This window comes from Mesorhizobium sp. C268A (assembly GCF_040324475.1).
In the GTDB taxonomy this organism is placed as follows: domain Bacteria; phylum Pseudomonadota; class Alphaproteobacteria; order Rhizobiales; family Rhizobiaceae; genus Mesorhizobium.
This window is the reverse complement of record NZ_JAMYVX010000001.1, coordinates 4,925,652-4,938,979: the sequence shown is the minus strand read 5'-3', so window position 1 is coordinate 4,938,979 and position 13,328 is coordinate 4,925,652. Positions and strand designations below refer to the sequence as shown.

At 56.1% G+C, this 13,328-nt stretch carries 14 protein-coding genes and 1 pseudogene; 7 read left to right on the top strand and 8 right to left on the bottom strand.

Annotated features, from left to right (window positions below; all coding sequences use genetic code 11):
- Positions 1-122 precede the first annotated feature (122 nt).
- Both NKL06_RS24120 and NKL06_RS24115 read left to right on the top strand, forming a co-directional pair.
- Positions 123-449: a conjugal transfer protein TraD gene (locus NKL06_RS24120; RefSeq protein ID WP_023691657.1), complete on the top strand. Its 327-nt coding sequence runs from the start codon at positions 123-125 to the stop codon at positions 447-449.
- 1 nt (position 450) lies between these two features.
- Complete coding sequence (locus NKL06_RS24115) at positions 451-699, top strand: conjugal transfer protein TraD (RefSeq protein WP_023691658.1); 249 nt, start codon at positions 451-453, stop codon at positions 697-699.
- Positions 700-1,101: 402 nt separating this feature from the next.
- On the opposite strand, the gene NKL06_RS24110 is transcribed toward NKL06_RS24115, so the two are convergent.
- The 3 genes from NKL06_RS24110 to NKL06_RS24100 all read right to left on the bottom strand — a co-directional run bounded on the left by NKL06_RS24110 (position 1,102) and on the right by NKL06_RS24100 (position 3,070).
- Positions 1,102-2,001, bottom strand: coding sequence for a bacteriophage abortive infection AbiH family protein (locus tag NKL06_RS24110; RefSeq protein ID WP_023691659.1), 900 nt, complete (start codon positions 1,999-2,001; stop codon positions 1,102-1,104).
- 56 nt (positions 2,002-2,057) lie between these two features.
- The gene (locus NKL06_RS24105; RefSeq protein ID WP_245267080.1) at positions 2,058-2,462 is read right to left on the bottom strand and encodes a hypothetical protein; all 405 of its coding nucleotides are present in this window, start codon (positions 2,460-2,462) and stop codon (positions 2,058-2,060) included.
- Positions 2,463-2,779: 317 nt separating this feature from the next.
- Positions 2,780-3,070 (bottom strand): hypothetical protein, encoded by a 291-nt coding sequence (locus NKL06_RS24100; RefSeq protein ID WP_023691660.1) that lies wholly within the window; start codon positions 3,068-3,070, stop codon positions 2,780-2,782.
- Positions 3,071-3,433: 363 nt separating this feature from the next.
- On the opposite strand from NKL06_RS24100, the gene NKL06_RS24095 reads away from it, so the two are divergent.
- Together NKL06_RS24095 and NKL06_RS24090 are read left to right on the top strand one after the other, a co-directional pair.
- Positions 3,434-4,216, top strand: coding sequence for a DUF5677 domain-containing protein (locus NKL06_RS24095; protein ID WP_031210367.1), 783 nt, complete (start codon positions 3,434-3,436; stop codon positions 4,214-4,216).
- Between the two features lie 32 nt (positions 4,217-4,248).
- Entirely contained in the window at positions 4,249-5,802 is a 1,554-nt protein-coding gene (locus tag NKL06_RS24090) for an amidohydrolase family protein (protein ID WP_023691664.1), read from the top strand.
- A 553-nt stretch (positions 5,803-6,355) separates the two neighbouring features.
- Here the strand turns inward: NKL06_RS24090 and NKL06_RS24085 are convergent.
- The 5 genes and pseudogenes from NKL06_RS24085 to NKL06_RS24065 all read right to left on the bottom strand — a co-directional run bounded on the left by NKL06_RS24085 (position 6,356) and on the right by NKL06_RS24065 (position 10,776).
- A complete protein-coding gene (locus tag NKL06_RS24085; protein ID WP_023691665.1) occupies positions 6,356-6,814 on the bottom strand; it encodes a hypothetical protein in 459 nt (152 codons plus the stop codon).
- On the bottom strand, positions 6,801-7,358 hold the full coding sequence (locus NKL06_RS24080) for a phospholipase D family protein (protein ID WP_352499166.1): 558 nt from the start codon (positions 7,356-7,358) through the stop codon (positions 6,801-6,803). The genes NKL06_RS24085 and NKL06_RS24080 overlap by 14 nt, the downstream gene beginning before the upstream one ends.
- A gap of 739 nt (positions 7,359-8,097) precedes the next feature.
- A complete protein-coding gene (locus NKL06_RS24075; RefSeq protein ID WP_156939127.1) occupies positions 8,098-8,430 on the bottom strand; it encodes an exonuclease/endonuclease/phosphatase family protein in 333 nt (110 codons plus the stop codon).
- Between the two features lie 900 nt (positions 8,431-9,330).
- On the bottom strand, positions 9,331-9,675 hold the full coding sequence (locus NKL06_RS24070) for a hypothetical protein (RefSeq protein WP_023691668.1): 345 nt from the start codon (positions 9,673-9,675) through the stop codon (positions 9,331-9,333).
- Positions 9,672-10,776 (bottom strand): annotated as a pseudogene (locus NKL06_RS24065) (IS5 family transposase). Before NKL06_RS24065 ends, NKL06_RS24070 begins: the two are co-directional and overlap by 4 nt.
- 318 nt (positions 10,777-11,094) lie before the next feature.
- On the opposite strand from NKL06_RS24065, the gene NKL06_RS24060 reads away from it, so the two are divergent.
- The 3 genes from NKL06_RS24060 to NKL06_RS24050 are packed head-to-tail and all read left to right on the top strand — an operon-like array spanning position 11,095 to position 13,216.
- Positions 11,095-11,787 (top strand): adenylate/guanylate cyclase domain-containing protein, encoded by a 693-nt coding sequence (locus tag NKL06_RS24060; RefSeq protein ID WP_023691669.1) that lies wholly within the window; start codon positions 11,095-11,097, stop codon positions 11,785-11,787.
- Entirely contained in the window at positions 11,784-12,293 is a 510-nt protein-coding gene (locus NKL06_RS24055) for a Pycsar system effector family protein (RefSeq protein WP_023691670.1), read from the top strand. The genes NKL06_RS24060 and NKL06_RS24055 overlap by 4 nt, the downstream gene beginning before the upstream one ends.
- The gene (locus NKL06_RS24050) at positions 12,290-13,216 is read left to right on the top strand and encodes a DUF4238 domain-containing protein (protein WP_023691671.1); all 927 of its coding nucleotides are present in this window, start codon (positions 12,290-12,292) and stop codon (positions 13,214-13,216) included. The genes NKL06_RS24055 and NKL06_RS24050 overlap by 4 nt, the downstream gene beginning before the upstream one ends.
- Positions 13,217-13,328: the final 112 nt, after the last annotated feature.

Sequence of the window (13,328 nt, the reverse complement as noted above, 5' to 3'; positions counted from 1 at the left end):
CGCGCCCTCCCTCGAAAAAATCTCGGGATGGACCAGCCCGTCCCCGGCTGTCTCGGCAAGCCTGAAGCCTTCCGGCGGACGCTCAACTATCATCCAGAGATCGACAACCGATGGAGACAATCATGCGCAAACCACGGGACTTCGACACCGAACTGAAGGCGCTGGAGGACAAAGCGCGAGAGCTCAAAACGCGCAAGGTGCTGCAACTTGGCGAGCTGGTGATCGCCACCGGCGCCGATGCCCTCAGCAGCGAAGAACTGGCTGGCGCACTGGTCGCGATCGCCGAGACGAAAGACGCCTCAAAGCGTGAGGCATGGGCCAAGCGTGGGGTGATGTTTTTCGAGAGCCGGTCCCGGCGAACTGCTCCGGCATCTCAGCGCAACCCTCGCGACGCTCAAGTGCAACAAGGCAGCACACAATCGTCGGCAATCGGCTCTGGCTCGGCATGACATGCGGACTTGGCAGGTCGCGCGCCGCAAGCGCACACGGCAGCTCATCGAACTCGGCGGGCTCGTCGTCAAGGCTGGCATCGTCGAGCTCACCAATGACGATCGCGCTATCATCTACGGCGCGCTGCTCTGGATCGGCGCCAAACTGCAGAGCCATGAAGGAGAGCATACGCGGGACCTGTGGAACGCGCAGGGAAAGCACGCCTTTGACGCCGAACGGCACGAAGAGCAAAAGGGCCGGCGAACGTAGAGTTGGTTCGCGAACGGCGGCTGGCCCAAAGTCCCTGAACATCGTTGCCCACGCGCGCTCGTGCGCGCTCTTCGCCAATCTCCCACTGCGTGGACAGCAAGCGAGATAGAACCTTAGACTGAATTTGGTGTCCGAACGCGGTGAGGTTTTGTCTGAAGTCGTTGAGCGGCAAGTGCAACTGTTGCGGTCGCAAGCGTGCTCCACATCAACAGCCCTAGAACACATCGAATAGCTGCGGTTGAATGCAGGATGATTTCGACGACGGCTTGCGACCCCATCACGGTCATTTGCGAGCTTCTAAACCAATGGCAGCTTCTGGCCCGAAGCCGACGTCTGGAATGTCTGCTCGTGGGCCGTCTTCGCCAAATTCATTCCCCTCCGATTTCAAAGCTCTTCAATGGTTCAAAACACATTCAGCAAGGCATATTCTGTCAGATCGGCCGGCACACCCAGCGATTCCATGCGCTTACGCAGCCCATCAAGATCGCCGTAGTAGCTGACCTTCCAGCGGACCCGATTGACGTCGATATTCTCGATGACCTCCTCAAAATACGGGTGGTCAACCTCCGACACCGAATGTCCCATCACAACAATCCGATCCACATCCGACAGCCCGGCAAAGAAGGCCGCATTTTTCTCGATGACGTTGGCGGTGGGCTTGAACGTGTCCCTGAAGTAGTCGTCGACAATCCCCTGCCCTTCGACGACACGCATATCCGCCCCCTCCGGATCCTGCTCGAAACGGTAGGGATCCGGATTTGGATCGGGCTCCCATCCATGGCCCAGCACCAACGTCTCCGTTGGGTTCGCGGCCGCTCCATGGATATGCAACACGTTGCTGTCGGGAACCCCGTACAGGCGTTGTAGCGACGGCGTGTAATTGAAGTTCAAGAAGACCGCTGAGGGATCCACCGGAACGCGCTGTCCGCTGAACTCAGCAGCGAATGGGACAGGAAGCTGGCGTATCCATTCGGCGAACCGCAACCGCAGCTTCGTCGAGATCGCCTCGACCGCCTGTTTGATCTCGTACTGGTAATCATGGTGGTATGCGTCACTCCAATCGTCGGCCCCATATCCGACCAGAAAGTTGGAGGCGTCCTCAATCAGTGAATCGCTGTCAAACGAGGCCAACCGATCCTCGAATTCGGCCCAGAACTGCGCATCCATCGCGAAGTATTTTTCGACCACCTCGTAGGTCTTGGCATCCGTCCGCTTCAGATACTCTCCGAAAGCCCAATAGGATGACGGAATTCCGTGGTGGAGGTCGAAGCCGTTTCCGATGATGTAAAGCGTTTTCCCCATCCCAGCCCTTCAGTGTTTTCCCGCTCGCAAACGCATTCGCCCATCTGCGTTGCACTTCAAGCGCTCATCTCCATATCCGGCTCCGCGATCAGCTCCTCCGCCAATTCCGAAAGCCAGGGCGACACATCATCGATCTGAACCGCGTTGGCGTGAGCTGCATAATAATCGCCGACCGTCCGGAAGCGCTCCCCAAACCGCTCCGTAAACATCGTCTGGAGCTTGGCGTTTCTGCTCAAGACACTCGACATGGCGCGACCGCCGCGCAAGAACCTGATCGCATGCTCCGTTCCGAGCAAATAAAGGTACTTGCGCTTCGCCGTCGGATGCTCCGCAAGCAGAAGGTAATCCTTGAAAACCGAATTCTGGCGGATCGTCTCGGGCCCGCCTCTCCACTGGATAAATTTGAATTCCGCAACCCGGACATTCGTCCAGATCGAAATCGCGGCCCGTATTTCCCGCACCGAGAGACACAGATTCGACGCGCTCGTCCGGCTCGAGAATATGTGGCAGGCACATGAGGATGCCGAGCGCGTGGATTGTGACGTTGATCTGTCCCGCAAGCCGCTTCATGCCGGCCGCGGCCGCCAGCACCTCACGGCCAGCCCCGGCACTTGCGAGGAAACCCGTGCAATCGCCGGCCGAGATGCCTCGCACTGCACCCTCGATGCGCGATAATGTCCGCGTCAAGTCCGGCCCGGTAAAGCGACCAAGCAGTTTCACGATCTCAACAAGATCTGCAGTCAATCTGCTCCCCCTAGCTCGGCGCGCATCCACTGCGTCAACTCTTCGTCCAACGCAGCATCGATATAGACGTCGCAACGCGGCGCAACCCCGCCTTCACGTCGATCACCAGATGAAGCCCAACCTGATACCCGTAAGCCCCGGCCTGCTCCGTCATTCCCTTCAGTTTCCAGATGTCCCCATCGAAGTCCTTGTTGGTCGACTTCTTGACCTCGACGACGAGCAAATTTTCACGCTTCCCGACCTGATGTACGATCAGGTCGGGGACGATCGCATCCTTGCCAATCAACTCATCATCACTCAGGTCATAGCGAAGGCGCTTGATCACATCCTCCCGGCGATTCCACTCCAGATCGACCAGCCGGCATATCTCCCATGAAGGAGATCCCGAATCCGAGCGACAAGCGCCCTCTCGGCGGGATCCGCATAGGCAAGATCCTTATCCTGCAGAAGTGCACGCACCGCAGCCGCTAATACTGAAAGTATTTCTTGCAAACCACCCCTCATGACATTCATTTACCATGAAATATCTCAATGGAAATCGAGGCCGCGACGTGAAAAACGAATTCGCCCGCAAGAAGACGAGACTCAACACTCTTTGCTTTTCCTATATGCGTGCCGATGGCATCGGCCTCCCGCAAAATTCTGTCAGGAAACCCCAGCCATACCAATTTTTTCGGAGCTATTTTCCGTGACCGAACAACAATCGCGCTCATCGCAATGGCTTGCCTGGATGAATGACTATGTCGACGCTGCCAGGCGCTTCACTTCAGAAGATCCGGTCGACGTCGCCTCAGACGAGGAGCGGGAGCTGATTGCGCTCAAAATGGCGCTGTACGCCCGAGCGCTGACGCTCTTCCAGGGTGCCTTGCTCCTGCTCGAAAACGACCGACAGCTTGATTTTCGCATCCATTCCCGGGGCGTCCTTGAGGCCACGATGTACCTCATCGCGCTGGACCGAAATCCCGCTTTCGTCTCAAAAATAAAGGACGACGACTTTAAGAGCCGGCATTCTCGGGCTGCTCTTCATCTCGATGCGAAGACGTTCAGCGGCACCGATGACGTCAGGCAACAGCTGCAGGAATTTGTCGATCAAGGACTCCAGGGCGCGAAGGCAATCCAACTCGGTACGCTCCTGGAGGGCAGCGACTTCGATCGGCTTTATCGCAGCTATCGCGATATTTCCGGGGACGCCGCTCACGTCAGCGTCACCGCTCTCAACCGGCACTATATCCAGCATCCCGAAACCGGCTTGGCAACGCTAAACCTTCATCCGGCGCTCGATGACGACGATTTTCACCGCACGGTGACAGAGCTCGGCATTTCCATGACAATCGCCACTCTGCTCATCATGAAGATCAAAGCAAAAACGGACGTTTGGGACGAAGTTCAGACGCTACTTCGACGCTACCGGGCCTTGGCAAGTGAACGGTACCGTGCCGACCAACAGTCGCAGCAGGAAGACAACGCCTAAAAATTTCAAAGTCAGCCTCCGGGGGAGTTTAGATGGGAAATTTCATTGCAGCAGTTCACGGCGTTCGACAGGTTATGGTCGGCCGCATCGTCACGATGGATGGCAACGGCACCATCTACTCCCATGGCGCGATCTGCATCGAAGCCGACCGCATTGCCGCCGTCGTCGCCGACCCTGGTCATGTTCCCAATGAATTCGCTGGCATCACGCCGATCGACACCCACGGGACGATCTACCCAGGCCTCATCGAGCTTCATAACCACTTGAGCTACAATTTCCTGCCGCTCTGGAACGTCCCTAAGACTTACACCAACCGAAATCAGTGGCGCGAGCACGAACCCGACTACAAGGTTTCGATCTCCCTCCCCGCCAATGTCATCGGTGGCAACGTTGATGTCGACTACCCGCGCAGCATCGCGCGCTTTGTTGAATGCCGGTCCCTGCTTGGCGGGACGACGACAACGCAAGGCCTAAGCAGAGGCGGCGGCTCGAAATGGTACCAAGGCCTCACCCGCAATGTCGAAGCGCCGCGCGACCCTGCCTTCACAGCCGCCGGTGGCCAGACGCTGGACTACACGGCACCCCAGATCGCATCGGACCTCGTCCCCGCGCTTCGGAAGGATCGCCCCTTCTTCTATCACCTCAGCGAAGGAACCGATCAGGACGCACGCCAGCGCTTCCTCGATCTCGAATACACGCCCAACACATGGGCCATCGATCCGGATCTGATCCCGATCCATTGCACCGGACTGCAGGCGGCCGACTTTCAACGCATCGCCGCTGCTGCCGGGATGGTCTGGTCACCGCTTTCCAACCTCCTGCTTTACGGAAAGACCGCAGACGTCGCATCCGCAAAAGCTGCCGGCGTCCCGATCGCACTCGGGTCCGACTGGTCGCCAAGCGGCAGCAAGAACCTCCTGGGCGAGCTCAAGATCGCGCGCATCGTCAGTGACCATCTGGGAGGCCTGTTTTCTCCTGAGGAGCTGTCACGGATGCTGACATCGACACCCGCGAAAATGCTCGGTTGGCAAGGCCAAGTCGGTAGCATTGAACGCGGATTGAAAGCGGACCTCCTGATCCTTGATGGTGACGTGGGCGACGCCTATGCGCAGCTCATCGACGCACGAGAGAGCGACGTACTGGCTGTGCTGATCAATGGAAGGCCCCGGCACGGTCGCCTTGGCTTCCTTGACTTCGACGCCAAGGAACAGGAACGCATCGTTATCGGCGGGAAGGATTACGTCCTCGATTTAACCGAAGCCGGCGACGATCCGCTTGCCGGGCTCTCACTTGGTACCGCAATCGCAAAGTTGACGTTCGGCCTTGCGCACCTGCCTGAGCTCGCAGCAAGCGCTCCTTCGCCTACGATCATGGGATTTCAGGCAATCGAGCGTGATGCGATCACAATCGATTTCGAGTTGGAAGACGATCAGCAATTCTCGACACTGCAGGACATCATGAAGGCCGCGGCGCCGGTGTTGAAACCTTTGCGCATGTCGCCGATCACGGCCGTCGACGATCCTGGTTTCATCCCCGCGTTGAAAGCCAACATCAACCTCCCGGCCTATATGAAGCAAGCCCTCTAGCCGGCCCGAACAGCCGAAGGCGACAGAATGCGAAAAATCCCGCAGTGGGAGTTCGATTTCTATGCATTGTCGCTCCCCCGTGGCAACGGTTTCGGCGAAGTGAAGACGACTCTGTCGAGGTGAACGGCACAACTTTCACTAAAGCGTTTCGGCCCTGTTTCAGCACGTGTTGGTCTCTATGATACCAGTCAGCTTTGCGCCTCATAGCGATTGCTGCGGAATCACAGCGACCGACTAGTCCGGAATATTGATTCATTTTAAGATATTCCCGGTCAGCGCGTTGATGGCAGTTGCAATCCGTCTGGACTAGGACACAGCCGACCGGGTCGGATTCTTTTTGCCAATTCAACCATTCAAATCAGCGATCTCGTCTGCGTTCTTGGCTCTACCGGAAGCCAACGGACCTCAGCGTGAGGCTGCGTACGACCAGTGACTTGAGCAAATCGGCCATATCGGCTGGGAGTTCTCCAATCGGTGCCTCGAACAGAAGTCTTCGCGAAAAACTTCGCCAAATCGCGGGCGGCATACACCGCCAAATCCGCCAAGATCAGTCTCAGACGCGACCAATCCCCCTGTCAAGCCAGTCGGAGAGGTCGTCCCACCATTCTTTCCAATCTTCCCTAAAATCATTAATCAACTCGCCAGGATCATCCCAATTTTCCTCGAGATTTTCCAAGCAGTTCTCCGCCAGCTCCTTGGTCGCGTCCCAAGGATCCTTGCCATCGCTAAGAATGCGGGCCGCCGGCTTTATTTCAACGCCGAGGCGCTCTAACAGCATGGGCACGACCTTCTGCACACGGCCTTCCCCATCCTGTACAAGTTCCCAAGCTCCTTTCGCCTGCCGTAACTCTGCTTCGAAGGGCGCAAATTTCAGGTAGATTTTGTGAGTGGCTAACGCCTGCTCGAGATAACATTGCAGTCGCTCGAAAGGCAATTCAGCGCCTTCTGAGCTCTCAACAAAGCGCGCGAACGCAGCTTTAGTTTCTTCGCGGAGGTCGTTAAGTACAGTCATCGGCGTTCACCCACTTCCTATTCCGATATGGGCCAAGCATGCCGGCGATTGAATGCCACCTACTATAGCTCACTGACATCGCCCATAATCTGTCAAAGAATTCAACAAAGGCCAAGCCAAGTTTGTCGTCAGCCGAGAGATAATTATTCTCGATGTTCTCTGTGATAGCTGAGTAAGTCAGGTTTCCAGAGCCAAAAAGCACTCGAACGCCAAATGACCCGCGAAATATAAAAAACTTCGCGTGCAGGAATCCCGTTTCAGGTCTAGTGATCAGGTAACCACGCGACACGTTTGATCCACATAATTGGCTGTCCCACAGAATGTGTTCGTCATAGCTATTGGATATCGGGAGGGATCCCGGGTCTGCGGACAAAAGTATGTCATCGTCCCGCAAGTACCTGATACTCGCGCCGTTATTGGCCGCCAGCTGTATGATGTGTAGTATCCTGTCAGAGTTGTAGCTCTGAGACGAGATATCTATCGCATCGGAGCGACCCGCCCAGAAGGCAAGCTCTGACAAGTACGCGTCTTGATCGAAGGGCATGAGGTAAGGGACGATCAAGGCGTTTCGGGTGCTGTAAGACGGCAGACTGCATTGTTGGTACAGCCGCTCCAAAGGCTCGTCCTGTGGAAACGCAATGAAGCGGTCAAAGGCCTGGACGACGCATCTGTGCCAGAGATATAGCTGGCTTGTTGTCGACCCTTGGAAGACTACGTTGAAGTCGATCACCGTCGATGACCTCGTTGTAGGATTTCCGCTCGAAACATAGGTCCAACTGTTCCCGCCGTCTGTCGTTGCTAGGAATTTCGGGTGGTACGACGCGATCCCGTCCAGTAGGGGGACTGCGCGTACGTTCTTGTAGGCCGAGGAGAGTTTGCAATCCAATAGTGGGCCAAGTGAACTGTCACTTCCTCCTACGAACAATCGAACGTGCGTCGCAGTTGGAGACATAGAATCGCACAAGAGGTCCGAGAAGGTTCGATCTGCAATAGCCCAGAATAGCCCGTCAGCTTGGGAGAACCGGCCAACGTGTGTAGTCAGGAAGGTTTTGACGTAACTGCTCCCTTGTCGATCTCGGTCGCGCGCATCACAAAAAAGTTGAAAGGCAGGAAGAAGACGGTCGGCGTCCAGAATTAAGCTCGGCTCACGCCCGCGCAAAATTGCGTCACAGGACGGAACATTGCCGAAAAAACTCACGGCGTTTTCCGGTGCGGCAGACTGCCCGGTCAACGTTACCCAAAGCGCCACTATAGCCTCAAGAAACATATATCGTCACACGCTGTTAGTTTGATAGCTGAAATGCCATGGGACAATGGTCGCTTATACGCCTTGGCACAAGATGGACTACGTCGCTCATATCGACGCTGATTGGCTCTAGCTTAAGCCCATCCCGAATTGTTGCGACCAGAACAAAATCGATAGGGTTGATTGAAGGCCTAAGCGTGCATGAGGGCACAGTTACAACCTTTTGAAGCCATGAAACATGCTCCTCGCGCCATGGTAAAAGACGCGGATTCATCAACTCGCGATTGAAATCTCCAATAACCAGCAATGCATCGACGCCGTCGATCTTCGCCTTTACTATGGTTTCGATTTGCTTGAATTGATCTGTCATCAACCTGCACTCCGATCTCGCGCTGACTACGGAATCGGGGCATCCGCTTTTCAGATGGACATGTACTAAACCGACTTTGTATTGCATCCACAACAATTCGACATACAGCGTGTCACGGGTCAGGTGAGCGCGGTCTTGAGCATCGTCTAGCCGAAAGCTTGCGACAGATGTGACATACATAGTGGGAGTCTCTAATATCGCGACGAATGGTTGGACCAATCGTTCGAGGAGTGGCGGAGCGCTCGTAAGTTTGCGGTATTCATCAGTCGAAAGAACTGAGTATGACGGACCGACCGTAGACCGTATGGCGAGCTCGTTGACTGCTTCCTGTAGGAATATCCCATCGTATCCATCGTCCAAGATTGCACGTATGGCAAGTAAGTCTGCTTCCGTGCGCCACGTGCCTATTTCACCACGATATGAGTAACCGGCCGCCGGTACGTAGTTCGATATATTCCATGACAGGATTTTCATGGTGTCTGCTCGAGATGACGGGGACCAGCCAATGGCTAGCACAAAAGGAATGAATAAGCCCAAGGCACGAAAGCAGCTTGCACGCCTTATCACTTCAAACCCCACAGAGCGTTCTTGCAACTACGCACATACAATGTGAAGTTTTTAAGCTTACGAGATCTATCCACCCCGGTCCAGCCGCCGATTGCGTGCTGAGAGAACGGCGGGTCTCGGTCAGCGCGTCGATTGGATTCGCGCACAACTCATTGGGGTTTCAGCTTACAAGTGTCCTCGTATCGGACCTTCGGGCTAGATTTTGCCGTTCCCCACCGGTCTTTGCAGCACCAAGACAGGTCTATCACGCCCAACACCGTAAAAAATACCGCAAGTCTTCTGAGAGGGGGGGAAAAGCGGTAGCGGTCTACCGACTCGAACGCCGATAGATGCCTAGCAGGCTGTTGAAGAAGTCTGTCGTATTGCCTTGAGGATGGCTTCGTCGCCGTTGTGGTATGCGAATGTGATCTCGATCGAGCCGTCGTCGAGCAATTCGGCGGAACCATCGCCGGCGACTTCATCCATCTCGTCGAAGCCGGCCCATGTGAAGAAGATCGTCGAGGGGCTGTAACTGAGATCGAGGCCGGCTTGCAGGGCGGCAAAGGCTATCTCGGCATGGTTGTCGGGTCCGACGGTGATGGTTGCGGGTCCACCGAGGTTCAGGTAGCCGCGATCCCACAGATCGGCTTCGATGATCCGGCAGTGGCCGATCAGTTGGCAGCCCGTGGGCGCGGTCATGCCGGCACCGCCAGCAGCTTGGGCAATCGCACCAGATTGTAGGCGGCGGCAGCGAAGGTAAAGGCCCACCCGACGCGGTCGCGACCGCGCAACTTGGTCTTCTCCTGCCCGGCGACCGTCTTGATCCAGCCGAACGCCTCTTCAATGCGCTTGCGAATACGCCGACTGACAGCATAGCCGCTATGCCGGGTGGTGCGCCCGTCGATGGCCGAACTGCGGCCGCTGGTGTTCTGCGCCACATGCGGCATTACCTTCATCGAACGCAGTTCGTTGACGAAGTCCTGCATCGTAGGCCTTGTCGGCACCGAGCTTGATCGCCTGCGGTCGGCCGGCGCGAGGCTCGACCATATGCAGTGCGGCCACCCGCTCGGCATGCCCGTCAGCCAGCGTCAGGCAGGCATCGACCAGCAGGCCATGGCGGTTCTCCATCAGCCCGTGCCCCATGAAGCAGAGCTTGGCCTCCTTGCCCCGCCCCTTGCGACAGAGCCTGGCATCGGGGTCGGTGGTCGAGCATGCGTCCCGTTCGACCGTTTCTGGCCATGGAAAATCCGCTTCCGCGTTACGTCCGCCGTCCTGAGCCGGCGGCTCGCCTGAGCCATCTTCGCCCGAGCCGTCCTTCGGCTTGACGCTCTTCATCGACGCCCAGGCCGCGATCGGCGTTCCGTCGACCGAGAAGTGATCCGTGGAAAGGAGCTTCTTGACCTTGGGCTGCGCCAGGACTGCACTGAGGAACTTCGCCGCGATGTTGCCCTCAAGCAGCCGGTCGCGGTTCTTCGAGAACACCGAATGGTCCCAGGCTGCGTCGTCGATGCCGATGCCGACGAACCAGCGGAACAGAAGGTCGTATTCCAGCCGCTCCATCAAAGGCCGCTCCGAGCGGATCGAATAGAACGCCTGCAAAAGCATCGCCCGCAGCAGCTTCTCCGGCGGGATCGACGGCCGACCGATCGGCGAGTACAGCGCCGCGAACTCGCGTTCCAGCGCGGAAAGGGCTTCATTCACGATCCTCCGGATCGTCCGCAACGGATGATTGCGCCGAACTCGGGCTTCAAGGTCCACGTAGCTGACCAGTTCGCCAGTTCGATCGTCTCCGCCTCGCATGCGTACGTCTCCGAATCCCTTCGGAGACAATGATCGTTGAAAACCGATGGCGAGTGCCTTTTTCAACAGCCTGCTAGATCAAGGTTGCACCACAGCGGATCCAGACAGCTCTACCTCCTTCAGAAGCGCGCGTAGAGCCGTTTCAGGCGGAGCGCAGGCGCAGGAGTTGGCGAAACATACTACGTCCTCTCTCGGGCTAAAGGCAGCGGCTGGGAGCAGTGGCGGAAAAAGGTGAAGCACAACAATTTCTGTGCGTATCTGTAGTTAAACATACATAATCGCTTAACTAACGCCTATCTTTATTTCGGGGAGATGGCGGTGGCACTCAAGGACGATTTACAGACCGAAGTAACGCAGATCTTTACGGAGAGATGGTCCAAACGAGACGGCACCACTGTTCCCGAACAAGATAGTTTGCGGCTTGGCAACGATGGCGTCGACCTGAATGCGACCGTTTTGTATGCCGACATTTCGGACTCTACAAAGCTTGTTGATAGCCACAGTGCCTTCTTTGCGGCAGAGGTTTACAAGGCATTTCTTAGATGCGCCGCCAAAATTATTATTTCGGAAGGCGGTGTGATTACGGCCTATGACGGCGATCGCGTGATGGCCGTCTACCTAGGAGACTCCAAAAACACGGCAGCTTCTAGGGCGGCGTTGAAAATCAATTGGGCGTGTCTGAACATAGTCCAGCCTTCCCTGATGAAGCAGTACACCACTGAATTTGTATTGAAACATACGGTCGGCATCGACACTTCGCAGTTGCGCGTCGCTCGTGCCGGAATTCGGGGCTCAAATGACCTGGTGTGGATTGGCCGAGCTGCCAACTGGGCAGCTAAACTCTGCACACTGCCGCATGAGCACTCTACCTGGATCACGAAGGAGGTGTTCGACATGCTTCACACCAGCCTCAAGATAACCGAAGGCCGGAGCATGTGGGATCAAATGACGTGGAACACCATGAATGGTGCCACGATCTATCGCTCTAACTGGTGGTGGAGGGTGCCATGAATCAGCTCAAAGAAATCGGCTTGGACGTGGCTGAACGTCAGCTCGACCGCATCATGGGATTCTTCCCGCGCATCGACTCCAAGGTGTCGGCGCTGTTCGCCATCGTCTCGGCGCAGGTAGCGTTCGCCGCCGTCAATCTTACTATTGATGATCTGAAGACGTGGTGGGTTGGGGTGCCTGCTTTTGTCTTCATAGCATCTGTGGCTTGGACAATCATCAACCTGTATCTCTGCGCGTTCCCACACCTTAAGGGCGGCCACGCGTCGCTGGTTTATTTCAAGGAGATCGCCAAACTCACGGAAGGTGATTACCTGCAAAAGTACGGTGCTCTCGATGAGCCATCTCTTAAGAGGGACGTGATGGGCCAGATTTGGCGCAACTCGGAAATCGTGGCGCTGAAGTACGACTACCTTAAGCGAGCCACGTTGGCTGTGATGTTCGCCATACTGCCGTGGTTTCTGCTGCTGATTGGAACGTCATACGTCCATTGGAAGCTTCCGGTTTGAAACCGGCAAAAGACCCCCGCAAACATCACTTCGTACCGAAGTTTTATCTAGAGTCCTGGGTTAGCTCGGAAGACCACCAGCTTGAGGAATTCAAGCGTAACTATGGTGGTCAAATCGTATCGAGACGTTGGGGACCCGGTGGAACTGGCTTTAAGAAAGACCTGTACGCTATGCCGGGCGTGCCAAAAGCGGAGCGACAAATAGTAGAGCGCACATTCATGAGTATGGTCGACACCACGGCGGCCGACGCCTACCGCGAACTACTCCAGGGACGGATTCCGCAGACGTTAAAGGGGCGCGTCGCTTGGGCACGATTTATGCTGTCACTCCTTATAAGGAACCCGGACGAAATCAGCGCTTTCAAGCAATTTGTTTCAAAGAGCTGGACACGGCCGCGACCAGAGGTGCAGGCGAAATATGTGCTATTTAAAAAGCCGGGAGATCCAGATAGCGCCGGGGAATTCCTCCTTAACAAAGACCCTACAATGCCTCTTCGTACAGCGATATTGAGCGCCACCAATACGATTACAAATCCTACGATTTTGGACGGATTTTTGAAGATGCAATGGCACGTCGCAGACCTGTCATCGCTAACAACTCGCCTCCTGACATCCGACAGACCGCTCTACATGACGGACGGCATTTCCCGCCCAGATGGGCACATGTTTCTTCCGTTGAGCCCTACGCATTTGTTCGTCGCCGCGTCATACTCGTCGGGGATGGATAAAATCACCCGCGCGCCACGTTCGAAGCTGTTGCGAACCTCGAACATGGCAGTGGTTCAACAGGCTCAGGAATGGGTCTATGCGGTAGACAATTCCCAAATTGGACTCATTAGACGGGAAATGTCCAAGATGAAGCAAGTCTCGCTGATAAGGCGTATATTGGCGGATGATGCGGATGAGGCGGCCACAACGGTCTAGTGGTCTAATCAGTCGGCCACCTCAGCGTGGGTGCTATATACTCTATCCGACATTTCAGGACTCCACAAAGGCGAACCAGGATTCGGACGCTTGGCAGAGTAAGCCCGAACAT

Bases quoted from the DNA above. Each gene is read 5' to 3' on its own strand.
- NKL06_RS24120 (WP_023691657.1), top strand. From the start codon at position 123: ATGCGCAAACCACGGGACTTCGACACCGAACTGAAGGCGCTGGAGGAC.
- NKL06_RS24115 (WP_023691658.1), top strand. From the start codon at position 451: ATGCGGACTTGGCAGGTCGCGCGCCGCAAGCGCACACGGCAGCTCATC.
- NKL06_RS24110 (WP_023691659.1), bottom strand. From the start codon at position 2,001: ATGGGGAAAACGCTTTACATCATCGGAAACGGCTTCGACCTCCACCAC.
- NKL06_RS24090 (WP_023691664.1), top strand. From the start codon at position 4,249: ATGGGAAATTTCATTGCAGCAGTTCACGGCGTTCGACAGGTTATGGTC.
- NKL06_RS24085 (WP_023691665.1), bottom strand. From the start codon at position 6,814: ATGACTGTACTTAACGACCTCCGCGAAGAAACTAAAGCTGCGTTCGCG.
- NKL06_RS24080 (WP_352499166.1), bottom strand. From the start codon at position 7,358: ATGCCCTTCGATCAAGACGCGTACTTGTCAGAGCTTGCCTTCTGGGCG.
- NKL06_RS24075 (WP_156939127.1), bottom strand. From the start codon at position 8,430: ATGACAGATCAATTCAAGCAAATCGAAACCATAGTAAAGGCGAAGATC.
- NKL06_RS24070 (WP_023691668.1), bottom strand. From the start codon at position 9,675: ATGACCGCGCCCACGGGCTGCCAACTGATCGGCCACTGCCGGATCATC.
- NKL06_RS24055 (WP_023691670.1), top strand. From the start codon at position 11,784: ATGAATCAGCTCAAAGAAATCGGCTTGGACGTGGCTGAACGTCAGCTC.